Source organism: Neisseria arctica, from assembly GCF_022870905.1.
Lineage (GTDB): Bacteria > Pseudomonadota > Gammaproteobacteria > Burkholderiales > Neisseriaceae > Neisseria > Neisseria arctica.
Genome location: NZ_CP091510.1, coordinates 588,796 through 614,926, shown reverse-complemented (window position 1 = coordinate 614,926; position 26,131 = coordinate 588,796). Strand labels below are relative to the sequence as shown.

Sequence of the window (26,131 nt, the reverse complement as noted above, 5' to 3'; positions counted from 1 at the left end):
ATCAATCATCTATAATTTAAAAAGTGCTTTAAAACTCAACTTCGGCACCTTAGGCGGCCACAGACGGATCCATTTAAAGTTTGAAAGCATAATGTAAAACAATACCCACAAACCAAAGCAGGCCTATCCGGTTATTTTCTAAAAATATACGGAAACATGCTCCCCGATCACGCGTCTTAATCGTCCGATACTGATGCCATTGCCAGTAAACGACAATCGGTAAAACCACCCAATAAGGCCATGTTGCTCCAATCTGCCACCCTAAAACAGCCATCAAAGCAGTAAACCAGAAATGACATAACATCACCGCCGCAACATCATAATCGCCAAATGTAATGGCTGACGTTTTAATGCCTATTTTAAGATCATCTTCTTTATCAACCATGGCATAAACAGTGTCGTAAGCCAATGTCCAAAACACATTAGCCACAAAAAGCAACCATGCCAAATGAGGTACATCCGCGCTTACCGCTGCGAAAGCCATAGGAATACCGAATGAAAAGGCCAAACCGAGATAGAGTTGCGGCAAGGGAAAGAATCTTTTGGTAAAGGGATAAGTCATCGCCAGAAACAGTGCAGGCAGGCTCATCAGCCACGTCAGCACGTTTAAAGGCAACAAACACAAGGCTGCCAACAAACACAATATCAACACCAACAGCAAAGCTTCGCTTTTGGTAACCAAACCTTTGGCAAACGGCCTTTGGTTTGTACGCTCAACCGCCCCGTCTATATCACGGTCAGCAAAATCATTAATGACGCATCCCGCACTGCGCATTAAAAAAGTACCGCAAACGAAGGCAAACAAAATAGGCCAATCGGGCATACCTTCTGCCGCAATCCATAGCGCCCAAAGCGTCGGCCACAATAAAAGCAACGTACCAATAGGCTTCTCGATACGCATCAGACGCGCATACACCGATATTCTGCCAACCGCATAACGGGGCAGAAACCGCAGTAATAGTCTTTTAATATTCTTTTCCATGGAAAGTTAAAGTAAAGGAGTTGGTTTTCACAAGGCCGTCTGAAAATTTTATATCAATATTATAGAAATATATTTGAGCAATGAAAGCATATTTCAGGCAATCGGGCATTATATGGCTTTTACATTCCATCTACCACATATTGATCCTATGTCTTAAATTTAGCACCCGGCGCCTTAATTATAAAAACAGCTTTTCATAATGCAAACTAAGCCGCCAGCAAACTTATTGTGGCTTGGCCGGTAAAAACTGAGACAAAGCAGGTAAAAAGCATTCTGCCAAACCAAGTGTTTGCCCTTCCCAATCAAAAAACGAACGCCTTGCCAATACCTCCTGCGCAACCAAACCTTGCGGCAACCGGGCAGGCGGTATACTTGCGTATTCGAAAGACGTACGGATCAAGGGCAGAGAGCCGTCAAACAAACGTTCCCCCAAAGGTTGGGTACCACAATCAAGTAATGCCGACCATCTATCTGCACCTTCATGACACATACTACGTGCCCACACTACCGGTGTGCCGTTCAAACACAATAAAACATCGCGGGCAAACCAATTATTTTTACCCTGCTCTTGCAAACCACCGGCAAAAATCGGATCAAAACCCACATTCCCAAGATACAGCAGCCGCACTGAAAATTCCGCCCCCAAACTGCGCAAGGCCGCCGTCAAAGATTGTGCGACTACCACTTCGGGAGCAAAAAAAACATCCGGCAAAGAAGCCTGCCAATCTAATAAATTATCCATGCGCCGCATTATATAGGCCGCCTGAAAAGCACGCTATAATCACAATACGATTAGCGGATACTTTAAAGGGAATAAAAATGGATCTTATTTTATGGCGGCATGCCGAAGCCGAATACGGACCACCCGATCTGGAACGCCGTCTGACCGACAAAGGATGCAAACAAGCCAAACAAATGGCCGCCTGGCTAAACCGACACCTGCCTCCCAATTATCAATTATGGGCATCACAAGCAGAACGCAGCCGGCAAACCGCTTCTTATCTGAGGAAGGATTATTTGTCGCTTTCCCGCCTCAATCCGGAAACCGATGCCCGCACGCTCCCCCGGCTATTAGAAAGTATCCATAACGATGAAACCGTTGTCATTGTCGGCCACCAGCCTTGGTTGGGCGAGCTAACCGCTTTTTTATTCAATGGCGATTGGTCCGACAAACAATATTGGTCATACAAAAAAGGAGGATTCTGGTGGCTTCAAGTCAAAGCAACAGAAGAAGGCGGATATAACGTCAAGCTCAAAGCCGCACTTACCCCTTCTGTATTAGCGGCACGATAAAAGGCAACACAAAAACCCGTATAAAATTACCACAGCCTTCATAAAGCGCTTTTTCACCATCCTTCACCGGCATGCAATCCAAAGCCTGCCCGCAGACTGCATGACGGAAAGCATAAACTATAAAATCATAGTTGATATGCGCGCTTATCGGCTTGCTTTTCAGACGGCCCCAAATAAAAAGGTACGAAAACAAAACAAGCCCGAAGCTTATTCTTGTATTTTTATTTGCCATCTGCCAGATTTATGTTTCATTTTCAAAAATGCCGTCTGAAATCTTAGCCGTATTCCATATATGTCTATATATACTCCAAACAATACTGTTCCCAAGCCAAATCAGATTTAGTCTGCACACCCAACAAACTTGTAATATAATTTAAGATTAGATTAAAAAACCTAATTTCGGCGCCATGTCCAAACAAAAAGCCCCTCTTACCAAACGTATCACCCGCTTATGCCGTATGGCATGTTGGTTGTTCCGTACCGGTCGCGACCTGCGCAATGTAAAAAGCGACGATGCAGCCGGGCGGGAACAGGTATTGATCCGTCTAGGTAGCGGTGCTTTGACAGCCATGGATATCCGCCTTGAAATCGGAGCACCGCCCCGAATGCTGCAAGGGACAGGTGCATTAGTTGCCGCCAACCATATTTCATGGTTGGATATTTTTGCCATCAGCGCAGTCTATCCAAGCAGTTTCATTGCAAAAAAAGAAATCAGCGGCTGGCCCATATTAGGCAAAATGGGACGAAATGCCGGCACAGTATTCATCAACCGCGACTCCCGCCGCGATATCGAACCGGCCAAACAAGCAGTTAACGACGCCCTTCGGCATGGTTTGAATGTCAGCTTCTTTCCTGAGGCACGCACTTCACTGGGTATTGATGTTTTACCTTTCAAAGCCGCATTGTTCCAAGCCGCCATCGACAGCAACGTACCGATTCAAAGTATTGCTTTACGCTATTATGATCATACCGGGCAACGCACCACCACCGCCTCGTATGCAGGCAAAACAAACCTTTTCCGCTCTCTTTGGCGTATAGTTTCCATGCCCGGCCTATGCATCCGTATCGATTTTGACGCTCCCCTCATGCCCGAACAATATCCCGGAGCAGACCGTTTCCAACTCAAAGAAATTTCCGAAAACTTTGTCCGTAGTAAAGTGATGACCGACAGCCCGGTCGCCCACACGCATACGGATACATCGCCCCAACAAACAAATCCAATCAAATTTTAAATATATATAGCTTTTCATAATAACAATCATTTGAAGTGTAAATTAACACCCACACCGATAGACGCTATAATGCAAAGCGTGAAATTAATATAGTTGTTCCAACCTTTTTAACGATTAGGAGTAATCACATGGCTTTAGTAGATCGTACCGGTCAAAAAGTACCGAGCTGCACCTTCCACACCCGCGTAGGCGATTCTTGGAAAGACGTTACTACCGATGAATTGTTCAGCGGCAAAAAAGTAGTCGTATTCTCTCTGCCGGGCGCATTCACCCCCACCTGCTCTTCTACCCACCTGCCCCGCTACAACGAGTTGGCCAACGCGTTTAAAGAAAACGGTGTAGACAGCATCTTGTGCGTATCAGTAAACGACACTTTCGTAATGAATGCTTGGGCTGCCGACGAAGAGTCTGACAACATCGTGATGATCCCCGACGGCAACGGCGAATTCACCGAAGGCATGGGCATGTTGGTTGACAAAAACAACCTGGGCTTCGGTAAACGCTCTTGGCGTTACTCTATGCTGGTAAACGACGGCGTAATCGAAAAAATGTTCATCGAACCTGAAAAAGAAGGTGACCCCTTCGAAGTATCAGATGCCGACACCATGCTGAAACACATTGCCCCCGAATGGAAACCGCAAGAATCCATCGCTATCTTCACCAAACCCGGCTGCCAATTCTGTGCCAAAGCTAAAGCCGCTTTGGAAGAAAAAGGCTTGGCTTACGAAGAAATCGTATTGGGTAAAGACGCCAGCATCGTATCTGTACGCGCTATTACCGGTAAAGCTACCGCTCCGCAAGTATTCATCGGCGGCAAATATATCGGCGGCAGCGAAGATTTGGCAGCTTACTTGGCCAACGTTTAATACCGTTAATGCAAACCGAAAAATCAGGCTGTTTCCAACAACCTGATTAATCAAGGGTTATCCGCATAGTCACAGGGCATCCTAAGGCAGGCGGGTAACTCTTTTTATATCTGGCTTTACAAATTGCTTTTAACTACCCTGCCGATAGCAAGGCCTTAAATAATCTTTTGATTTCTTAAGTTTAAAACGACAATACAAAGCCGAAATAATCCCATACCAACAAAGCGATGCCGTCTGAAACGGCCGCCCAAGGAAACAGAATGAAAAAAATCCAAGCAGACGTAGTAGTTATCGGCGGCGGCACCGCCGGCATGGGCGCATTCCGCAACGCGCGCCTGCACACCGACAATGTTTATTTAATTGAAAGCCATGCATTCGGCACCACTTGCGCACGCGTAGGCTGTATGCCTTCCAAATTACTGATTGCCGCAGCCGAAGCCCGCCATCATGCCTTGCATACCGACCCGTTCGGCGTACACCTGGATAAAACCAGTATTGAAGTCAATGGTGAAGAAGTTATGGACCGCGTTAAATCCGAACGCGACCGCTTTGTCGGTTTTGTAGTGAGCGACGTAGAAGAATGGCCGGCCGATAAACGCATCATCGGTGCAGCAAAATTCATCAATGAACACACCATTCAAATCGACGACCATACCCAAATCACTGCCGACCGCATCGTTATTGCTACCGGTTCGCGCCCGATTATCCTCCCACAATGGCAAGGCTTGGGCGACAAGCTGATTATTAACGATGACGTTTTCTCTTGGAATACGCTGCCCGAAAGCGTCGCCGTATTCGGCCCCGGCGTTATCGGTTTGGAGCTCGGACAAGCACTGCACCGCTTAGGAGTGCGTGTACACATCTTCGGCTTGGGCGGTATGCTCGGCGGCATTTCCGATCCTGTCGTACTCGCAGAAGCCAAAGCCGTATTCGGCGAAGAACTCACCATGAATCTGGATGCTAAAACCGACGTAAAACTCAATAGCAAAGGCAAAGTAGAAGTTCAATGGAGCGAAGGAAGCGAAAGCGGAGTATTCACTGCCGAGTACCTGCTGGCTGCAGTAGGCCGCCGCCCCAACACCGACCAAATCGGCTTGGAAAACCTCAATATTGAGTTAGACGAACGCGGCGTTCCCAAAGCCGACCGTCTCACCATGCAAACCAGCATTCCCCACATTTTTATCGCCGGAGACGCATCCAACCAACTGCCGCTGCTGCACGAAGCCAGCGACCAAGGCAAAATTGCCGGTGAAAACGCGGGTACTTACCCCGAAATCCGCAATGGTTTACGGCGCAGCCCTATCGGCGTAGTCTTTACCAGCCCGCAAATTGCCAGCATCGGTCTGAAATTCGCCCAAGTCCAAGCCCAATATCCCAATCCGGATGACGTTGCCATCGGCGAAGTATCCTTCCGCAATCAAGGCCGCAGCCGCGTCATGCTGGTTAATAAAGGCCACATGCGCGTTTACGCCGAACAAGGCAGCGGACTATTCCTCGGCGCCGAAATTGTCGGACCCGCAGCCGAACACCTTGCGCATCTGCTGGCTTGGGCACACCAGCAAAAAATGACCATCACACAAATGCTCGATATGCCTTTCTACCACCCCGTGATTGAAGAAGGCCTGCGCACCGCACTACGCGATGTAAACAGCAAATTAAAAACCGCCTGATTGGCATAGGGTTACCCTTTAAACCCTATACAAAACAAATGCCGTCTGAATTTTCAGACGGCATTTTTTAATTTATCCAATCAAACTTGCCATGTTTCATTGCTGATAAAGCCCTAAACGTTTATCCGCGATAAGCTATAATAAAAAACCTTTACCAACCCAATCTTATCTCACAAACATGACCGATTCAGCCCCTATTATCCTAGTCTTCACAGCCCTTGCCGCAGCCGCACTGAGTGCATTACTTGTTTGGCTGGTACTGCGTAACAAACATCAAACCGAAACCGCACAACTCAACAACCGCCTTACCGAACTGAACCAACAATACCAATTCTCCGAGAAAACACGCACCTCGGCAGAAGCCGAACTGGCAGAGCTGCAACAACAATACCGGCACAGCCAAACCGCTCTTACGGCAGCCGAAACCACAGCTGCCCAAATGCCCGGCCTGCAAACCGAACTCCAAGAAAGCCGTAAACTTGTTCACGAGCTACAATCACAAATACAAGATATACATAGCCGTCTTGCCGCCGCTACCCAACAAGTTGAAAATCTGCAAGCCCACAACAATGAATACGGCCGTCTGAAAGAAGACTACCAAGAATTACAGCAAACCTATTCTGCCCTGCAAGTTAGTAACGAGCGGCTGCACACCCAAATCCAACAAGAGCGGCTGGCGTACGAAGAAAAAACCGCACTGGTCAACCAAGCGCGACAACAGCGGGATACAGAATTCGGCGTTCTACAAGCCGAAGCGACAGAATTACGCCGGCAGTTGGCCGAAGAACAAGTCCGCAATGAAGGCCTTGCCACCCGCATTGAGCAAGACCGAATTGCTCACGAAGAAAAGCTCGCCTTACTTACCGAGGCGCGTACCAGCTTAAGCGACCAATTCCAAAATCTCGCCAACAGCATACTCGAAGAAAAAACCAAAAAATTCAACGAACAAAATACCGAAAGCCTCAATCGGTTGCTCAATCCGCTCAATGAACGGATGGGGCAATTCAGCCAATTGGTACAAAATACTTACGAAAAAGAAGCCAAAGAACGGTTAACTCTCGAAAACGAACTCAAACGCCTGCAAAACCTCAACACGCAACTGCATAATGACGCCCAAGCACTTACCCAAGCCCTCACCGGCACTCAAAACAAAACCCAAGGCAACTGGGGCGAAATGATACTCGAAACGGTATTAGAAAATTCGGGCCTACTCAAAGGCCGTGAATATATTGTCCAGGCTGCAGGCACGCGTACGGAAGAAGACGGTAGTACACGCCGGCTGCAACCCGATATTCTCGTCAACCTGCCCGACAACAAACAAATCATTATCGACAGCAAAGTATCCCTGACATCTTATGTGCGCCATACCCAAGCTGCCGACAGTAGCGAAGCCAAACAGCACTTGGCGGCACACGTCGCCAGCATCCGCGCGCACATCAAAGGGCTTTCCCTCAAACAATACAGCAACATCGAAGGCATCAATACCCTCGACTTCATTTTTATGTTCATTCCAGTCGAGCCCGCTTATCTGCTGGCTCTTCAACACGACAATACCCTATTCCAAGAATGCTTCGACAAACGCATCATGCTGGTCGGCCCCAGTACCCTGCTGGCTACTTTGCGGACCGTAGCCAATATTTGGCGTAATGAGCAGCAAAACCAAAACGCACTTGCGATTGCCGAAGAGGGCGGCAAGTTATATGACAAATTCGTCGGTTTTGTCGGCACACTAGAAAATATAGGTAAAAACCTGGAGCAGGCACAAAGCCAATATCAGGCTGCCTATAAACAACTTTCCGAAGGCCGGGGCAATCTGGTAAATCGCGCCCAAAAACTTTACAAATTGGGAGCGAAAGCCAGCAAGCAATTAGAAAAATCCCTAATCGAACAAGCCCAAAACAGCCAGGAAGCATTACCTGAATATTCAGAGCATAAAGCCGACACGGCAGGCGGCTCGTTAGTGGAAAATTAATTTATCTACTTCGACGGCCAACACCTGCAACCAAATACATCGCCCCCACTATTACCTAACAATCTTTAAAAAGCCGTCTGAATACGCATTTTTCAGACGGCATCATCAAATAATAAGGTGTATATATCCATATCTTTTCCATATTTTCCCGTTTGGCAAGCTATGCAACAAAAAATGCCCGCATTATCCTGCAGGCATTTTTTTGAAGTCCCGTAAGTGTTTTTATGTATACTGCCTATTATTCCGTCAGATTCACCTTACCGCGCATCATGGCTACGTGGCCGGGGAATGAGCAGAAAAATTCATACTGGTTGCCGGCTGCGAATTTACCGGTGTCAACCGTAAATGTAGTTTCCTCACCGCCACCGATTAAGCTACTGTGTGCAATCACACGAGCATCATCGGTTTTTACAAATTCGTTATCGGCACCTGCTGCGGCAGATTCTTTCACCACAGCATCCACATCTTCGGCCTTACTAATCACAATATTATGCCCCATTGCCGCTTTGGGCATTTTGCCCACATGCTTCAGCGTAATCGAGAATTGCGGGCAAGCTTTACTGATATTGATTTCCGACACATTAAACTTCATAGCGTCATCAGATTCCACAACCGTACTACAAGCCGCATCTGCCGCCGCGACAGATGCGGTTTCAGCAGAGGCTGCCGTTGCGGCCGATGCCGGAGATTCGGCAGCGGGCGCTGTGGTTTCAGCAGATTTGGGAGACTCTTGGGAACAGGCTGCCAAACCCAGTACGGCAGCGGAAATCATAGCCAAATAAGTTTTCATAATCTTACTCCTTTGAGAACACGGAATACTTTCCCAATAAATAAAAATAACCCTGATAGCAAGCATTCGCAACGGTGTTCAGTATGATACGGATATGCTTTGGCGGCTTTGTGTTAAATCAAACAACACAACCGCACAATATAAAGCAGCGAATATCCATATTCTTCGTAGCACCGCCCGAATTTGCATACCCATCCGTACAGCCGATAAAATTCTACCGCCGACTATAAAACCCCACCACGGGCAAGATATAAAAAAACCAGCTCTTTAGAATATAAGTTTTAAAAATAAACTGTAAAATCTCCTACTACCCAAACCATAAAAAAGGCCGTCTGAAAATTTCAGACGGCCTCTCAATTGATTTAAAGCATATTAATCAGTCAAATTCACCTTGCCGCGCATCATCGACACATGGCCGGGGAACGTACAGAAAAACTCATATTGGTTGCCCGCCGAGAATTTGCCGGTATCAACCGTGATGGTAGTTTCCTCACCGCCACCCACCAAATTACTGTGGGCGATTACACGGGTATCATCCGCCTTAATAAAGTTATTGTCGGCACCCGCACCCGCACCTTCTTGAACCACGCCGTCAACATCTTCCGTTTTCGCAATCACAAGATTGTGTCCCATTGCCGCTTTCGGAATCGTACCTACATGTTTCAAAGTAATAGAGAATTTCGGGCAAGCTTTGCTGATATTAATTTCAGATACATTGTATTTCATCGCATCAGTTGCTTCGACAACCGTACTGCACGCCGCATCAGAGGCTGCCGCAGTTGCCGGAACCGCTGATGATGCAGCAGCCGGGGCTGATGCAGGTGCGGTTTCTGCTACCGGAGCAGAAGCTGCTGCTGAAGCCTCGGTAGCAGGTGCTGCTGTTTCGGCAGATTTCGGAGCTTCTTGCGAACAGGCTGCCAAGCCTAATGCAGCAGCGGAAATCATAGCCAGATAAACTTTCATAATATACTCCTTGGTATTTCTAGATTTCCCTAAAACAGGGACGGGTTAGCTGAGAAACGCAATACAAAAGCTCGGTTTTTAGCAGCAAGCCATACCTTATCCGTCGATTGGTTTCCAACCATAGCAGTTTCGGCCAAACCGATATGTCATATGGTCTATGTATTGTGTATCAGTTTTGTCTTATATCAAAATAAAACGACATAAATTTACACATGCATAACACAATAAGTAGGAATCCGCACAACCTTACTCAAGTAGCATTAACACTCCATCAATAAGATAAATTTTCAAAATATATTCAATATTCTAGAAATTACCCAGCCGTATTTTTCCGACGCCGCACCAACTTTTGCAAAGCCTCAGCCAGCTCCGGATGATGCTGTAACTGTCTGGCTGTGCGGCTGAAACCATCCAAAGCCGCTTTGCTCATCTGCAAGCGGTTTTCTCTTAACGCCTGGGGCGGCTGCGGTATCAAACGTGCCCGCACCCTCTCTATACGGCTATCCAACTGCCGCAACTGTGGCAATAGCCCCGGCATCAACATTTTCAAACGTGACGCCGCCATATTATTGGTTGCCAACAATACCAAACAACCTTCTTCAATACATGCCGTCTGAACATAAGGACGTAAATTGGCCGGAAGAATCTCACTTACCCGGCTATGCAGTCTATGCCAATAACGTGCCTGCGCAATCAAGCTCTTTAACCGGGTGTGTTCTACCGCTCCGGCATTACGCCTACCGATTTGGTCTAAATCCATAATACTGATCCGTATCCGATACCCTTCGACGGGCGAAGATCAGGGAAAAGTTATATTCCCAGAATTGAAATCCGGCTGATCGGCCGCCATATCTGTCGGCATTGTCCCTTAAAACGCAGCGTTTGTGTTAAAATCGGCAGTTGATTGCCAACTTTAACTCTGGCGCAGGAAATCCATATATGCTTACAAAATTAGCCAAAAAAGTCTTTGGCAGCCGTAATGACCGTCTGCTCAAACAATACCGTAAAACAGTTAATCGAATCAATGCCCGCGAAGCCGAAATCCAAGCACTCAGCGATGAAGCGCTTCAAGCCAAAACCGCCGAATTCAAACAACGCTTGGCCGATGGCGCAACACTTAACGATATTCTCGAAGAAGCTTTCGCCGTTTGCCGCGAAGCTTCCCGACGCGTGCTCGGTATGCGTCATTTCGATGTACAGCTGATCGGCGGCATGGTATTGCACGACGGTAAAATTGCAGAAATGCGTACAGGCGAAGGCAAAACACTGGTTGCCACCCTCCCCGTCTATTTGAATGCCCTATCCGGAAAAGGCGTACATGTCGTAACCGTCAACGACTATCTCGCCCGCCGCGATGCCAGCATCATGGAGCCACTGTATAACTTCTTAGGCTTAAGCGTAGGCGTGATTGTGGCTGATATGGAGCCTTTCCACCGCCAAACCGCTTACAACGCCGATATAACCTACGGCACCAATAATGAATTCGGTTTCGACTACCTGCGCGACAACATGGTTACCGACCAATACGATAAGGTCCAGCGCGAACTGTCATTTGCCGTAGTGGACGAAGTCGATTCGATCTTAATCGACGAAGCGCGTACACCGCTGATTATCTCCGGCCAAGCCGATGATAACGTACAACTTTATCAAGTCATGGATAAAGTACCCGCCATGCTTACCCGCCAAGAAACCGAAGAAGGTGAAGGCGATTACTGGGTGGACGAAAAAAGCCATGTGGTTATCCTGAGCGAAGCAGGCCATGAGCATGCCGAAGATATCTTGGTAAAAATCGGCCTGTTACAAGAAGGCGATTCCCTATATTCCGCTGCCAACATTATGCTGATGCACCATCTGATGGCCGCATTACGCGCACACAGCCTGTTCCACAAAGACCAGCATTACGTTATCCAAGACGGCGAAATCGTTATTGTCGATGAATTTACAGGCCGTCTGATGGCAGGACGCCGCTGGTCCGAGGGCTTACATCAAGCCGTAGAAGCAAAAGAAGGCGTAGAAATCAAACGTGAAAACCAAACACTGGCCTCAATTACCTTCCAAAATTATTTCCGTCTCTACGACAAACTTGCCGGCATGACCGGCACAGCCGATACCGAAGCATTTGAGTTCCAAAGCATCTATGGCTTGGAAACGGTTATTATCCCGACCAACCGTCCGATGCAGCGCAAAGATGCCAACGACCAAATCTTCAGAAGTGCAGAAGAAAAATACGAAGCCGTCGTCGCCGACATCAAACGCTGTTATGAAGCCGGTCAGCCCGTATTGGTGGGCACCACCAGTATTGAAAACTCCGAACTCGTATCCCAGCTTCTAAATCGTGAGGGATTACCTCACAACGTCTTAAATGCCAAAGAGCACGAACGTGAAGCACTGATCGTGGCACAAGCGGGCAAATCCGGCATGATTACCGTAGCCACCAATATGGCCGGACGCGGTACCGACATTGTATTGGGCGGTAACGTCAAACACCAATCCGATGCCATCATGGCCGACAACAGCCTGAGCGATGAAGAAAAAGCCTCCCGTATCGCCGCGCTGGAAGCCGGTTGGGAAGAAGAGCATCAAAAAGTATTGGCTGCCGGCGGCCTGCACATCATCGGAACGGAGCGCCACGAAAGCCGCCGTATCGACAATCAGCTGCGCGGTCGTGCCGGCCGTCAAGGAGATCCCGGTTCAAGCCGCTTCTACCTTTCGTTTGAAGATCCTTTACTTCGCCTGTTTGCACTTGACCGTGCTGCTGCCATTCTCAACCGCCTCGCACCCGAGCGCGGCGTTGCCATTGAACACGGCCTGTTAACACGCCAAATCGAAGGGGCACAACGCAAAGTTGAAGGCCGCAATTTCGATATGCGCAAACAAGTATTGGAATATGACGACGTTGCGAATGACCAGCGTAAAGTGATTTACCACCAACGAAACGAAATCCTAACCAATCACAATGTAACCGAGCTGGCTAAGAGTATCCGTGAAGAGGTAATCGGTGACTTGGTCGATTTGCATATGCCGCCTGACAGCATGGAGGAGCAATGGGATATTCCCGCACTTGAAGCCCAATTAGCAGGCGAATTCCGCGTTCACGCCGATATTCAAGGTTGGCTCTCAGCAGAAAAAACCTTAGATAATCCGGATATCAAAGCCCGCCTGATAGAGCAAGTAGAACGTGAATATGCCGAAAAAGTAGAAATTGTCGGCGAGCAAACCATGAGTGGCTTCGAACGCAACGTTATGTTGCAAGTTATCGACAGCAACTGGCGCGAACATTTAGCCGCTATGGACTACTTACGCCAAGGCATCCACCTGCGCGGTTACGCACAGAAAAACCCCAAACAAGAATACAAGCGCGAAGCTTTTTCAATGTTTGAAAACTTATGGAGCAGCATCAAGCACAACGTTGCCTCATTGCTAACCTCTGTTCAAATAGAGCGTACCGAAGACATCATTGCGGAAACACAACCGCAGGAAATTAGTGACATACAAGAAATCCATTCCGGTGCACCTGCTATGGCGGAAGTTTTGGGAGAATCGCGCGACAATTTGGCTACCGAAGCTTTCGATCCGACAGGTAACGATTTCAGCCCGGAAGCATTAGCAGCTCGAGGCCAACTTATCCACCGCAACGATCCCTGCCCTTGCGGTAGTGGCAAAAAATATAAGCAGTGCCATGGCAAACTAGCCTAAATACGGGCTTCTTACTAAAAAACCGCTGTATATTACAGCGGTTTTTTGTAGCCTAATATCATGTGCATAAGGATCCGCAACAGGTATCTTCAAACAGCCGTCTGAAAATAATGGCTAGAACCCTATAAACTTCAAGTATTTCAATTTTTTGAAAATCCACAGCCAGTTTCAATTAGAGATACCAATAGTCTTACGGCGAGCCTGTTAAGATTTAAATAAAATAATAAATAAGTTCTCTTACTGAAAATGAAATCGCGACTTCCCAATACCGCCCATTACTAAGTTTTAACCTTTTATTACCTGGTTCAGCCTTTCAGCTCCACTTAATGTTAAATTATTTTTACAAATAAAATATATCTAACAACCAGATAAGTTTATTTAATAAAGATGAAAACGCTAAACTATAAAATCAAACCCTTAGCAACAGCTTTAGTCACCCTTACCTTACCAACAACTCTTTTTTCGGCTCCCATCGCTGCAGAATCAGAACATCAAGCCGCCGAAGTACAAGAAAATCATTTTTTGCGCGAACAGCAGCGCATCGACCAGCAACAGCAACAATGGCAGCCTAGCCAAGATGTACGTTTAGATAGAAAAATACAATCACCTGCAACAACCCTGCCGGAGGAGGAGTCTCCATGCTTCCACATCCAACAAGTATTGCTTGATGGCGATAGTGCACAGCAATTTCAAGCAGACCTCAAAAAGTCATTAGATTCTCTCGGATTTAAATCCGGTATGTGCTTGGGGGCGCAAGGAATCAACCGCATAATGTCATCTACCCAAAATACATTAATCGGCAAGGGTTATATCACCACCCGCATTTTGGCTGCCCCGCAAGACTTAAATAACAGTATCCTGACCTTAACTGTTGCCCCCGGACGTATAGGCAAACTATATGTGCAAGGAAAAGAAAACAGCAATAATACCGCAGGACGCATTGCAAACTTTCAGAACGAATTTCCTATTTCAAACGGCCAAATTCTCAATCTCCGTGATCTGGAGCAAGGACTGGAAAACCTCAAACGCATCCCCACCGCCGAAGCCGACATCCGCATCGAACCGGCAGCAGTCCCCAACCAAAGCGACGTGGTGGTGCAATGGCAGCAGCGCCCTCTGCCCTACCGCCTGAGTTTCGGCGTTGACGACAGCGGCAGTAAGGAAACCGGCAAATACCAGGCCAATGTGACCTTCTCGGCCGACAACCCGTTTGGTTTGAGCGATTTGTTCTATCTTTCATACGGCCGCGATTTGGGCCATAAAGCCAGCTACACAGATAACGACGGCCACACCACCGGCAGCGGCAGCAAATCTCTGGCAGCACATTATTCAGTGCCGTTCGGCAACTGGCTGTGGGCGTTCAACCACAGCCGTTACCGCTACCATCAGGCGGTGGCCGGCGATAGTGAAAACTATGATTACAACGGTGAGCGCTTCAATACCGACATCGGCGTCACCCGCCTGCTTTACCGGGATGCCCACCGTAAAAGTCATGCCGGTTTGAAACTGTGGAAGCAGGAATCACACAGTTTCATCAATGATGCTGAAATTCCCGTACAGCGCCGCAAAACCGCCGGTTGGGGACTCAATCTGAGCCACAAGGAATACATCGGCAATGCCACCCTCAACCTTGGTGCGGCCTACAAACGCGGTACCGGCGGGGCCAACAGCTTGCGTGCGCCTGAAGAAGCCGTCGGCGAAGGCACTTCGCGCATGAAAATCCTCACTGCCGATGCCGGTCTCAACCTACCCTTCTCCATCGGCAAACAGACTTTGGCCTACGACACCGCCGTACATGCCCAATGGAACAAATCGCCGCTGATACAGCTGGACAAACTTGCCATCGGCGGGCGATACACCGTGCGTGGCTTCGATGGCGAGATGACCCTGGCGGCCGAGCGTGGCTGGTATTGGCGCAACGATCTGAGCTGGCAATACCGGCCGGGACATTTGGCGTATATCGGTGCCGATGTCGGCCATGTGTCTGGGCCATCCGCGCCGAAACTGCTCGATCAAACTCTCGCCGGCGGCGTGGTCGGTCTTAAAGGGCAAATCAAGGCCGGCGGCCAGCTTTATTACGATGTGTTCGCCGGCAGGCCGTTTAAAAAGCCCTCCGGCTTTCAGACGGCCAATACGGCATTGGGATTCAGTTTGAATTATTCGTTTTAATGAAAAGCAGATAAATGAAATTTGAAGATATAGATGTTGTTGCTCCGAGCCTGTTTCCTGATGAAATTTGGAATGAAGCAGAGGTTTTTGGCGCTATTACCTGGTTGTGGATGAAATCAAAAGCCTATTGCAACAGCCCTATCAACGAAATGGCTGCTTGGGTATTGCCCGTATTGAAAAATGGCCAGTTTGCCTTGTTTAGCCGTCATGCCCAACCTCTGGGTTATATCACGTGGGCCTACTTCGATGAGGCGGCTCAATCACGTTACCTGGAATCGAACGACAGCTTGCTGCAGAACCAAGATTGGAACAGTGGTGATTGCATGTGGTTCATTAATTGGTTTGCTCCCTTTGGACACAGCCGCCTAATAAAAAATATAACGGTTCAGCTATTTCCCCATCAATGCGTGCGTTCTTTACATCATAGAGGGGATGAACGCGGCATGAGAATCATGTTGTTTAAAGGGCAAGCCGTTGATGCTGTACAACAAGCTGCATGGGAGAAGGCTCACCCTATACGGCAAGCACCGTTTTAAACAATTATTTAGTATCTATTCCAATTATTCAAACGTTTATTTGAACAAAGCATTATCATGAACAAAACCCTATATAAAGTCATCTTCAACAAAAAACGTGGCCAAATGGTGGTGGTTGCCGAAAATACTACCCGTGAAGGTAAATCAGTTCAGGACAGCGCGGGTGGCACGACTTTAGCAAGGGGAGCAACTCCGGTGTTGCATCTACCAGTTGTCTGTTTCTCGCTGATGCTCGCGTTCGGTTTGGCGTTGGTACTTCCCGCTCACGCCACCGGCATTACGGCCGACAAAGCCGCCCCGCAAAACCAGCAGCCCACCGTCTTAAAAACCGGCAACGGCCTGCCGCAAGTCAACATCCAAACGCCGACGGTCGGCGGCGTATCGATGAACCAATACCGCCAGTTCGACGTCGACGGCAAAGGCGCCATCCTCAACAACAGCCGCAGCAATACCCAAACACAGCTGGGCGGCTGGATACAGGGCAATCCATGGCTGGCCGGCGGCGAAGCCAAAGTGATTGTGAACCAAGTCAACAGCAGCAACCCCAGCCTGCTGAACGGCTACATCGAAGTAGGCGGCAAACGCGCCGAAGTGATCATGGCCAACCCCGCCGGCATTCAGGTGAACGGCGGCGGCTTCATCAACACCGCCGGCGTCACACTCACTACCGGCAAACCAGTGCTCAACAACGGCTATCTTGAAAGCTTTATCATACGCGGTGGCAGCATCGACATTACAGGTAAAGGCCTTAATACGTCCGACAGCGACTACACCCGTATCCTCGCCCGTGCCGCCCAGATCAATGCCGGCATTTGGGCGAAAGACTTGCAAGTGGTTGCCGGCAGCAACGACATCCACGCCGACGGCACGCATACCCCGGTTGCAGACGGCCAAACTACTGATACCCCCCAAGTGTCCATCGATACCGGCAGCCTCGGCGGCATGTATGCTGGTAAAATCCGCCTTGTCAGCACCGATAAGGGCATCGGCATCAACAATGCCGGCCAAATCTTCGCAGGAGCGGGCGGCGTCACCCTCAGCGCCGACGGCAAAATCGGCAACAGCGGCAGCATCGTTGCTTCCGAGCAAAAGCAAAGCCATGCTGATAATGCGTCCGTCAGCATTCGTGCCGATGCGCTTGAAAACAGCGGCAGCATTTCCGCCCAAGGCAAAGCCGCCATTCAGACGGCCTCATTGAACAACAGCGGTCTGTTAGCCTCCTCCAACGAGCTGAACATCCGTAATAACGGCGAAATCAGCAACAGCGGCCAAACCAGCGCAGCCCGCCTCGATATTGAAACAGACACTCTCCTCAACAGTGGCGACATCAGCCAAACCGGTTTGCAGACATTGACTGTAGATACCGCGACGCTCACCAACCGTAACAACGGCCTGATCGGCTACACCCCGGCCGACAGCAGCACCGGCGACGGTTCCTCCGATAACGGCAGTAATAACGGCAACGCCTCTCCTGCCCCCAGCACCGCCACCGGCGGAGGTGTCACTACTACCGTGCCGACTACAAGTGTTCCTGTAACACTAGCCGCAGGCAGCATTGCTGTTGTAGATAACCTAATTAACAGCGGCAGTATCAGTGCCAACGGCGAAACGGATGTGAACAGCCACAGCAGTCTCAGCAATCAGGGCATATTGAATTTGCATAACCTGAACGCAGGAGGACAAACATTCAACAATAACCAAGGCCAAATCGAAACCACTGATTTCCAAAGCGCAACTCAGGCATTCAGCAACCAATCCGGCCGAATCCGCGCCCGTCATGGCATCAATATCGAAAGCGAGTACTTTGACAACAGCAAAGGCAATATAGCTTCCGGTGAAAGCACCGAAATCCGAACCAGTGAGGGTAACAACCGGCAAGGCAGCATTGCCAGCGCCGATGCACTCTATATCAATGCCGCGGCGCTTTGGCAAAATCAAGCAGGCAAACTGCATGCCAATCAATCCATTACGCTGCAAAGCAAAGGCATTGACAATCAAGCCGGTGAAATCATCTCAGGACAAGATACCGTTTCGATTGATGGACAATCAGGCAGCCTTAACAACCAGCAAGGCCGCATCCAATCCACGGGAAATATCTCGCTGATGGCAAGCGGCATCCAGAATACTGAAGGCACAATACAGGGACACAAACTGGATGTGCGCGCAGGCAACCAGCAAATCAACAATACACAAGGGAAACTGCTAAGCCAAACCGACTTGCAAATAAGCAGCGGTGCTCTAGACAATAGCCAAGGCCAAATTCTAGCCAATCAAAACATTACCATGGACACACAAGGTCGGCAACTTACCAATACCGATGGGCAAATCGGTGCCGGGCAGCAGGCTGAAATTCAGAGCGGAGCTTTACTGAACCAAAATGGGAGTCTGATTGCACAGAAAGCCGCCTTGATTAACACGCACCAGAAAATATTGGACAATAGTCATACTGCTGGCAGCGGAGGCATTTATGCAGCCGACCTCAATATTCAAAGCGGCAGGATGAACAACGATGATGGCACAATAGCTGCTAAAACAGCCCATATCCAGGCAACCGAAAGCACCAACAACCAAGGCAGCATCGCTGTTGCTGAGTCTTTGCAACTCACATCCCGGACGCTGGACAATGCTCAAGGGCAAATAACGGGCGGCGATACGCTGCTATCCTCCGGTACTCTGACCAATCAACAAGGACACATACTCAGCACCGGCATGCTGACAGCCAATGTGACGGGCGACTTGAACAACCAAAGCGGCTTGATTGCTGCAAATCGGTTACTCAGTCTAAACAGCAACAATCTGGACAATCAAAACGGTGAAATAGGCTCCGCAAGCTCCACAACAACAATCAATAATAGCGGCAATCTACAAAATCGGAGCGGTCAAATCACGGCGGCCGATCAACTGTACATCCAAGCCCAGAAAATTGGCAATCAAAGCGGCATCCTGTCTGGCGGCCAGATAGCCCTCCATGCCCAAAAAGACCTGGACAACAGCCGGGGTCGTATTGTTTCGGGTGGTGAAACCACCCTAGCCAGCCTGGGTTTGAATAATCAGGCTGGTGAAATCAGTGTTAACGGGCATCTGCATATCGACACCCAGCAACAACAGCTCAATAATCAGAATGGCCGTATCAGCGCCATCACGCAAGCCGAGCTACAAAGCGGCGCGTTAAACAACAGCAGCGGCATGATACAAAGTAACGGTACGCTCAATATCGATACGCACGGCCACGCATTCAACAATCAGAACACCCGCAGCAACGGCGGCTTGTTGGCACAAGACTCCCTGTCGATCCATACTTCCTCGCTAGAAAACCAGCAAGGCAGCATATTGAGCGGTAATAACATCATTGTCGACAGCACGGCCATTTATAACCAAAACGGAGAAATCCAGACCGTTGGCAATATGCAGCTTGCCAGTACCAACGAGCTAAATAACCAACAGGGGCTGATGGCTGCCGGAGAATCCCTTTCCATTCAAACAGCCTTGTTGGATAACAGCCGAACCCAAACCGAAAGCCAAGGCATTCAAGCCAACCACATAGACATCAACAGCCATAACCTGGATAACAGCCAAGGCAAAATCACTGCGACTGATACACTTTCTCTCAGTAATGGCAATCATCCGCTGACCACCCTCGAAAACCACACTGGTAAATTGTTTGCAGGCAACCAACTCAATTTGAGCAGCCAAACTCTGAATAACCTTGACGGCAAAATCATCTCTTTGGGCAACCTGAATGCCCATCTTGCCTCGGATTACCAGCAGCGCGGCGATATGGCCGCCTCAGGTAACGCAAATATTCAAATTGACGGCACACTGGATAATCGGGGCAATTTGCAAGCCGGCCAACAATTGCATTTGCAAGCGGACAAGCTTGACAACACAGCTACCGGAGCAATCAACGCCACTGACACACAAATTCAGATCAGCGGCACCCTAACCAATCAGGGTCTGATTGATGGTGCCGACACCGTGATTGCAGCACAAACGCTCCACAATCTAGGAGAAAACGCCAAAATTTATGGCAATCACCTGGCTATTGCCGCCCAAACCCTGAATAACGACAATGAAAACGGTAAAGCCGGCACCATTGCAGCACGAAGCCGTCTTGATCTTGGAGTAAAAAACCTCACCAACCGGGAAAATGCACTAATACTCAGCGATGGAGAAATGGCCATTGGTGGTGCACTGGACGGACGAAACCAAGCCATCGGCACAGCGGACACCATCCACAACAGCAGCGCCACCATCGAATCTGGTGGTGATATGCAAATTTACGCCAAAGAACTGCGTAACACCAACGAGCACCTTAAGACCGAGCTGGTGGAAACCAGTCGTGAACATATCGTTGAATACGGGGCACAAGAAGGGCGCGATGAACGATTGCGCGAAGGCACTCAGACCGAATTGGGCTGGAGTATTTTTAACGATGAATCCAATCAGTTGCGCACTCCTGACGGCCAACGCCATGAAAGCTGGCATAAGTATGATTATTGGCGTATTACCCAGGAAACCCGTGTTACAGAAACTGCTCCGGCCAAAATTATTGCCGGTAACAATCTGACCATTAACGCCAGTGAATTGTGGAACAGCGACAGCCAAATCGTGGCTGGAGGCAAGCTGGCTGCTAATCTGCCTAAAGGCCAATTGTTTAATAAAGAATCCTTCGGCACTAAGATAACCCATGATTTGGGTTGCGCGGTCGAGAACGCAAATGCCGATGGTTGCCTGACCCAGCAACAAGCAGCCGAGGCCGGGCTCAACATAAGCAAAGGGCGCTGGAACAGCGAATCCTCTCCAGGCCTGCATTCTTACTGGCGTAACCACCAAAAAGGCCGGGATAGTACCGGTCACAACCGGGTAGATTACGCTCCGGCACCGGAAATCAATAACCATATTTCCCTCGGCTCTTTTGCCTACCGGGAATATGCGGCTGTTACACCTGCAAACACCACCGAGAAACGCCAAGGTTTGCGCATCAACACCGATGCGGCCACATCGGTCATAGACATCCCAAATCGTGCTGCCACGGCCCAAACTATCACTGCCGAAGCCACAAAAACACAAAATGACAGCCAGCAAACAGTACGACAAACCAATGCAGCCACCGCTGCCGAAGTAGCCGTGCGTACCGGCACACCGGGCGCTACACTGCCGAACAGCAGCCTGTTTGCCGTTAATGCCCAGTCTGGCAGTTATCTGATTGAAACCGACCCTGCTTTTACCAATTACCGCCAGTGGTTATCCAGCGATTACATGCTCAAAGCCTTGAACATTGATTCCGGAAATATGCATAAACGCTTAGGCGACGGCTATTACGAGCAACGCATGGTCACTGAGCAGATTCTGAACCTCACCGGCCAACGTTATTTGAATGGCCATAGCAATAATGAAGAACAATTCAAGGCCTTGATGGACAGCGGAATCACTGCTGCACAAGCTTTCAACCTCACTCCCGGTATCGCCTTGAATGCAGAACAGATTGCTCGCCTTACCAGTGATATCATCTGGCTGGTTGCTCAAGATGTTACATTACCCGACGGTAGTGTCCAAGTTGTCTTTGTACCGCAAGTTTATGTCCGTGTACAACCGGGTGATATAGACGGCAACGGCGCACTACTCTCAGGCAGTGTCGCTGCATTGGATATAGGCGGCAACCTTGACAACAGCGGTACCATAGCCGCCCGCCAAGCCTTGCAAATTAATGCCGATACGGTTAACAACATCGGCGGCAGAATCCATGCTGCCCGATTGGCTGCCAATGCCGCCGAAGATATCAACAATATTGGAGGCAGCATAGATGCCGACAATACCTTGCTGCTGCAAGCAGAGCGCGACATCAATCACCGCAGTACCAGTGCAAGCAACCAAAACGAACAAGGTTCGGTTACCCATCTTGATCGCTTGGCCGGCATTTACGTTTCTGGTGCAGAGAATGCGATTCTGCAAATGGATGCCGGGCGTAATATCAACCTTGCTGCCGCCGACATCGGCAATTCAGCAGTCAACGGTCAAACGTTGTTGCAGGCGGGTAATAAGATTGTACTGGGAGCTGTGGGTACTGGCCGCCATCAGGAAAACCATTTTGATGCCGACAACCATATTATCCGTGACAGTCATACCGATATAGGCAGCACCATTCATGCACAAGGCGATATTACGCTGGCAGCTCAAAATAACATCAGTACCACAGCCGCCGATCTTTACAGCAGCGACGGCAAACTCAATCTGAGCGCCGGTAACGATATTGCACTGAATGCAGGCAACAGCAGCAACACGGTTGATGACGCCTCCAAGCATGTCGGACGAACCGGAGGAGGACGTAAGCAGACCAATATCAGCAATATCCGGATAGCTGAAGAAAATGCCGTTGGCAGCAATCTTGCCGCACGAAATATCCAGATTAGTGCAGGCAATGATTTGACGGTAAGTGGCAGTAACATTTTGGCACAAGAACAAACCCGTTTAGTTGCCGGACAAAATATTCATATTGATACCGTTACTGATACTACTCATCATGAAAACTTCCAGCAGGAAACACGCAAAGGCTTTACCGGCAGCCTGAAAGGCGGCGTTGCCTCCATAGGCTACGGCAAATCCAGCCAAAGCCTGCAACAAGAAGGCACAAGCCAAACCCTTACCCTTTCCCAAATCGGCAGCACCCAAGGCAACACAACCATTATTGCGGATAAGGCTCTCAACATCGAAGCAGGCCGTCTGAATGCCGGTCAAGACATAAACCTGCAAGGCAGCGAAGTCAACCTGACCGCAGCGCATATCACAGACAGCAACCATACCGAGCAGCAAAGCAAACAAAGCGGCTTATCCGTAGGGCTGGTTTATAACCCGCTCAAAGTAACCAAAGACGTTTACGACAAAACCATGGCCGGCAGCCAAAACAGCGGCAGCCTGGTCGGAAAATCCGTTACGCACGGCTTGGCCACATTTAAAGGCGCTACGTCTGTACAATCGCCTCTGGTTATCCGCGGAGGCCAAACCAATAGCGAGATCCGGCAAAATACCGCTTCGGAACAAGCCGTTACCGGAGAAATCACCGCAGGCCGCAACCTAAACATTATCGCTACCCAAAGCAGCATCAACAGCGAAGGCACTAAAATCTCCGCCGAAGGCAACGCCCTGCTGCATGCCCGCGACAACATCAACCTAGGATTCGCCACCGATAGCCAAAACCAGAGCGCCGACAGCCGCCGCAGCGGTTTCGCTATCGATACCGTCGACGTGCTGACTCCCGCCGGCACATTCAAAGACCGCGGCGACGGCCGGGGCGCACTGGCCAATACTACCGCTACCCGATTGTCCGTAGGCGGTACCGCCACCCTGCAAACCCAAAAAGGCGATATCAACATTTTAGGCAGCAGTGCCGTCGCACAAGAAGATCTCACCCTCAATGCCGCCCGCGATGTCAATATCCGCTCTACCCAAAACAGCAGCAACCTCAGCGAAACACAAACCGCCAGCGGCATCGGCTCCGCCCAAATCTCCGACACCGAATACTTCAGCGGCTGGATGAAAAACACCCGCAGCTCCCGCAGTAGCCAAGTAGAGCAAGTCAAATCACAAGTCGGCAGCTTGGGCGGCAATGTCAATATCCAAGCAGGCGGCAACTATACCCAACAAGTTGCGGATGTAGCCGCGGCCAAAGACATCAACATCCGCGCGCAAAGCATCGACATCCTTCAAGACCACAATCTCGGCAGCAGCAGCCAATCTGAACGAGACCTTAAAATCGGTGCATTCGCCAAAGTCTCATCACCGCTCATCGACTTAGCCAATGCCGCCGAAGGCGCAGTAAAAAGCAAAGCCGACGACCGCACCCGCGCCCTCCAAGGGCTGGCCGCCGGTGCCCAAGCCTATCAGGCTTACGATGCCGTCAACAAAGTCGCCGGCGCAGCCGCCGATAACGCTCAAGCCGTACAAAAAGCACTGCAAAACGGCACTGCCGTCGACCCCAAAGACTTGAAACAAGGAGCCGTATTGGCAAAAGCCGAGGCCGGCATCGGCTTTAAAACCGCCAATTCCAGCCAAAACCAAAGCTACGCGCAAAGCCAAAGCAACCGCCTGTCTGCAGGAGGAAACGTCAACCTCCAATCCACCGCAGGCGATATCCGCATGCAACACACGCAGGTACAAGCCGGCGATACCCTCTCTTTGGATTCCGCCCGCGATATCATGCTCGAAGCCGGACAAAGCCGGCAGCATGCAGACGGTAAGAACAGTAATGTCGGCGCATCTGTCGGCGTAGGCGCATCCGTAGGGGCACAAACCGGCGTATACGTTTATGCCGAAGCCGGCGCCGGCAAAGGCAAATACCGCAGCGATGCCCAAACCCACGAAAACACCACACTCAATGCCGACCACATCCGCATCACCGGCAAAGGCGGTACAACCCTGCGCGGTGCCACCGCCACCGCCCGCCGTATCGACACCGATATCGGCGGCAAGCTCCATATCGAAAGCCTGCAAGACACACTTTCTCAGGAGAGCAAACAAAGCGGTGCCGGCGTACGGGTACAGGTATCCCTCGGCACAGCTTGGGAAGCCTCGGGCAATTTCAACCAAAGCAACGGCAGCGGACAAAGCGCAACCGTCAACCGACAATCCGGCCTCTTTGCCGAAGAAGACGGCTACCATATCAAAGCCGACAGCGTCCACCTCAAAGGCGGCGCCATCGCCTCAACCGCACCGGCAGCGCAAAACGAGCTGACTGCCAATGATTTCAGCTATGAAAACATGAGCAATCATACAAGCGGCAGTGCCAGCAGTATGGGTGTAAGTGTTGATCAAAATATGCTGAATGGCAGTAAATATGCGATTGCCCGTGGTGTGGTTATGGATCAGGTCGCCAATTCTTCAGAATCTAAATCCGATAACAGTACAACCTATAGCGTACTCAGTGATGGTGTATTCAATATTTCTTCTGAAAATGGACAAAAAGCTGCTGAATCAATCAGAAAAGATTTAGAGGGTGCGCACAGAAAATTGGAGGCTGTTGATATTCAGCAAATGTTGACCAACGTAGAAGCAAAAAGAGATGCTAAAGGCACGTTAACGGATTTGGCATTAACGTTTAGTAGCGATGAAGCTTATAACAAAATGTTTGTGGAGTCTGCTGATGTATATGTATTGGAAAGAGATAAAGATGGCAAAATTATTCCCAATGGAACAGACAAAAATGGAAAAGAGTTGCCCAAGTATCGAAAAGTAACCGATGAAGAAAAGCAGAACCTGCAGGCTGGTCCGGGAGGAAAAGTAACCGTATTTAATAATGGCATTTTTACCAATATCGATTCTGCCGCCCAATATGCCGACCAACATAATCCGGACGTCCAATACTTCATTTATTTCCCACAAACCAATAATGCTTTTGCAGAAATGCTGGTAGCAGGGTATATGAAATTTATGGAAAATGATTTTATGGGGCTAACCAATGCTACTCAAGAAACCAAAGCCATTATGGCTAAATACGGGCAAGATGGTGTTCATATCGATGGCCATAGCCGTGGGGCAATGACAACAGGCAATGCTTTGGAATCATTGGCTAAAGATGAAGCACAATTGGGACAATTACCTGCTTTAACGGTTCATTTTGTAGGGCCGGCCTATAACGCAAGCAAAGCTGACGGTTTTCTTGCTCCATTGCAGGGTCGTGAAAAAATGTCATCTGAGCAGGCTGCCGCAGCCGAATTGAAGTACCAATCTCATAAAGCCGATGCGGTGGGCGGCTTAATCGGTGGAAATAAGTCGACAGGTGGGAATCTTTCTGAAGGTAAAACCACATGGCAAGAATGGAAGGATATGCTTGGAAATCCAGCTACGGTGCACAGTTGTTATGGAAAAGGTAATGATTTGTGTAGAGATAAGAGATATTGGCAACAATCTCCTAATAATTTACCCGAATGGAAACCTGCAAGTTTTAACAGTAAAACAAATTGGTGAAT

At 49.3% G+C, this 26,131-nt stretch carries 14 protein-coding genes; 9 read left to right on the top strand and 5 right to left on the bottom strand.

Annotation, left to right across the window (positions count from 1 at the left end; all coding sequences use genetic code 11):
• Positions 1–73 precede the first annotated feature (73 nt).
• Positions 74–982, bottom strand: coding sequence for a 4-hydroxybenzoate octaprenyltransferase (ubiA, locus tag LVJ86_RS02700; protein ID WP_047760652.1), 909 nt, complete (start codon positions 980–982; stop codon positions 74–76).
• Positions 983–1,205: 223 nt separating this feature from the next.
• A complete protein-coding gene (locus tag LVJ86_RS02695) occupies positions 1,206–1,724 on the bottom strand; it encodes a chorismate--pyruvate lyase family protein (protein ID WP_047760767.1) in 519 nt (172 codons plus the stop codon).
• Between the two features lie 77 nt (positions 1,725–1,801).
• On the opposite strand from LVJ86_RS02695, the gene LVJ86_RS02690 reads away from it, so the two are divergent.
• From LVJ86_RS02690 to LVJ86_RS02670, 5 genes are all read left to right on the top strand, one after another.
• Positions 1,802–2,275 (top strand): SixA phosphatase family protein, encoded by a 474-nt coding sequence (locus LVJ86_RS02690; RefSeq protein ID WP_047760653.1) that lies wholly within the window; start codon positions 1,802–1,804, stop codon positions 2,273–2,275.
• A 407-nt stretch (positions 2,276–2,682) separates the two neighbouring features.
• A complete protein-coding gene (locus tag LVJ86_RS02685; RefSeq protein ID WP_047760654.1) occupies positions 2,683–3,507 on the top strand; it encodes a 1-acylglycerol-3-phosphate O-acyltransferase in 825 nt (274 codons plus the stop codon).
• A 128-nt stretch (positions 3,508–3,635) separates the two neighbouring features.
• The gene (locus LVJ86_RS02680; RefSeq protein WP_047760655.1) at positions 3,636–4,373 is read left to right on the top strand and encodes a glutathione peroxidase; all 738 of its coding nucleotides are present in this window, start codon (positions 3,636–3,638) and stop codon (positions 4,371–4,373) included.
• A gap of 260 nt (positions 4,374–4,633) precedes the next feature.
• Positions 4,634–6,043 (top strand): dihydrolipoyl dehydrogenase, encoded by a 1,410-nt coding sequence (locus LVJ86_RS02675; RefSeq protein ID WP_047760656.1) that lies wholly within the window; start codon positions 4,634–4,636, stop codon positions 6,041–6,043.
• Between the two features lie 178 nt (positions 6,044–6,221).
• Positions 6,222–8,015, top strand: a complete 1,794-nt coding sequence (locus tag LVJ86_RS02670; RefSeq protein WP_082131240.1) for a DNA recombination protein RmuC — start codon at positions 6,222–6,224, stop codon at positions 8,013–8,015.
• Positions 8,016–8,253: 238 nt separating this feature from the next.
• Here LVJ86_RS02670 and azu (LVJ86_RS02665) read toward each other — a convergent pair whose 3' ends face one another.
• The 3 genes from azu (LVJ86_RS02665) to LVJ86_RS02655 all read right to left on the bottom strand — a co-directional run bounded on the left by azu (LVJ86_RS02665) (position 8,254) and on the right by LVJ86_RS02655 (position 10,528).
• Positions 8,254–8,805, bottom strand: coding sequence for an azurin (gene azu, locus LVJ86_RS02665; RefSeq protein WP_047760657.1), 552 nt, complete (start codon positions 8,803–8,805; stop codon positions 8,254–8,256).
• Between the two features lie 372 nt (positions 8,806–9,177).
• Complete coding sequence (azu, locus tag LVJ86_RS02660) at positions 9,178–9,768, bottom strand: azurin (protein WP_047760658.1); 591 nt, start codon at positions 9,766–9,768, stop codon at positions 9,178–9,180.
• A 313-nt stretch (positions 9,769–10,081) separates the two neighbouring features.
• Entirely contained in the window at positions 10,082–10,528 is a 447-nt protein-coding gene (locus LVJ86_RS02655; RefSeq protein WP_047760659.1) for a DciA family protein, read from the bottom strand.
• 179 nt (positions 10,529–10,707) lie between these two features.
• Between LVJ86_RS02655 and secA the strand changes: the two genes are divergently transcribed.
• From secA to LVJ86_RS02635, 4 genes are all read left to right on the top strand, one after another.
• Positions 10,708–13,464 (top strand): preprotein translocase subunit SecA, encoded by a 2,757-nt coding sequence (gene secA, locus LVJ86_RS02650; protein WP_047760660.1) that lies wholly within the window; start codon positions 10,708–10,710, stop codon positions 13,462–13,464.
• A 387-nt stretch (positions 13,465–13,851) separates the two neighbouring features.
• Positions 13,852–15,633 (top strand): ShlB/FhaC/HecB family hemolysin secretion/activation protein, encoded by a 1,782-nt coding sequence (locus LVJ86_RS02645; RefSeq protein ID WP_082131241.1) that lies wholly within the window; start codon positions 13,852–13,854, stop codon positions 15,631–15,633.
• A 14-nt stretch (positions 15,634–15,647) separates the two neighbouring features.
• A complete protein-coding gene (locus tag LVJ86_RS02640) occupies positions 15,648–16,169 on the top strand; it encodes a toxin-activating lysine-acyltransferase (protein ID WP_047760661.1) in 522 nt (173 codons plus the stop codon).
• A 57-nt stretch (positions 16,170–16,226) separates the two neighbouring features.
• Entirely contained in the window at positions 16,227–26,129 is a 9,903-nt protein-coding gene (locus LVJ86_RS02635; RefSeq protein ID WP_047760662.1) for a two-partner secretion domain-containing protein, read from the top strand.
• Positions 26,130–26,131: the final 2 nt, after the last annotated feature.

Coding starts and splice junctions, on each gene's coding strand:
- ubiA (WP_047760652.1), bottom strand. CDS start 982: ATGGAAAAGAATATTAAAAGACTATTACTGCGGTTTCTGCCCCGTTAT.
- LVJ86_RS02695 (WP_047760767.1), bottom strand. CDS start 1,724: ATGGATAATTTATTAGATTGGCAGGCTTCTTTGCCGGATGTTTTTTTT.
- LVJ86_RS02690 (WP_047760653.1), top strand. CDS start 1,802: ATGGATCTTATTTTATGGCGGCATGCCGAAGCCGAATACGGACCACCC.
- LVJ86_RS02685 (WP_047760654.1), top strand. CDS start 2,683: ATGTCCAAACAAAAAGCCCCTCTTACCAAACGTATCACCCGCTTATGC.
- LVJ86_RS02680 (WP_047760655.1), top strand. CDS start 3,636: ATGGCTTTAGTAGATCGTACCGGTCAAAAAGTACCGAGCTGCACCTTC.
- LVJ86_RS02675 (WP_047760656.1), top strand. CDS start 4,634: ATGAAAAAAATCCAAGCAGACGTAGTAGTTATCGGCGGCGGCACCGCC.
- LVJ86_RS02670 (WP_082131240.1), top strand. CDS start 6,222: ATGACCGATTCAGCCCCTATTATCCTAGTCTTCACAGCCCTTGCCGCA.
- azu (WP_047760657.1), bottom strand. CDS start 8,805: ATGAAAACTTATTTGGCTATGATTTCCGCTGCCGTACTGGGTTTGGCA.
- azu (WP_047760658.1), bottom strand. CDS start 9,768: ATGAAAGTTTATCTGGCTATGATTTCCGCTGCTGCATTAGGCTTGGCA.
- LVJ86_RS02655 (WP_047760659.1), bottom strand. CDS start 10,528: ATGGATTTAGACCAAATCGGTAGGCGTAATGCCGGAGCGGTAGAACAC.
- secA (WP_047760660.1), top strand. CDS start 10,708: ATGCTTACAAAATTAGCCAAAAAAGTCTTTGGCAGCCGTAATGACCGT.
- LVJ86_RS02645 (WP_082131241.1), top strand. CDS start 13,852: ATGAAAACGCTAAACTATAAAATCAAACCCTTAGCAACAGCTTTAGTC.
- LVJ86_RS02640 (WP_047760661.1), top strand. CDS start 15,648: ATGAAATTTGAAGATATAGATGTTGTTGCTCCGAGCCTGTTTCCTGAT.
- LVJ86_RS02635 (WP_047760662.1), top strand. CDS start 16,227: ATGAACAAAACCCTATATAAAGTCATCTTCAACAAAAAACGTGGCCAA.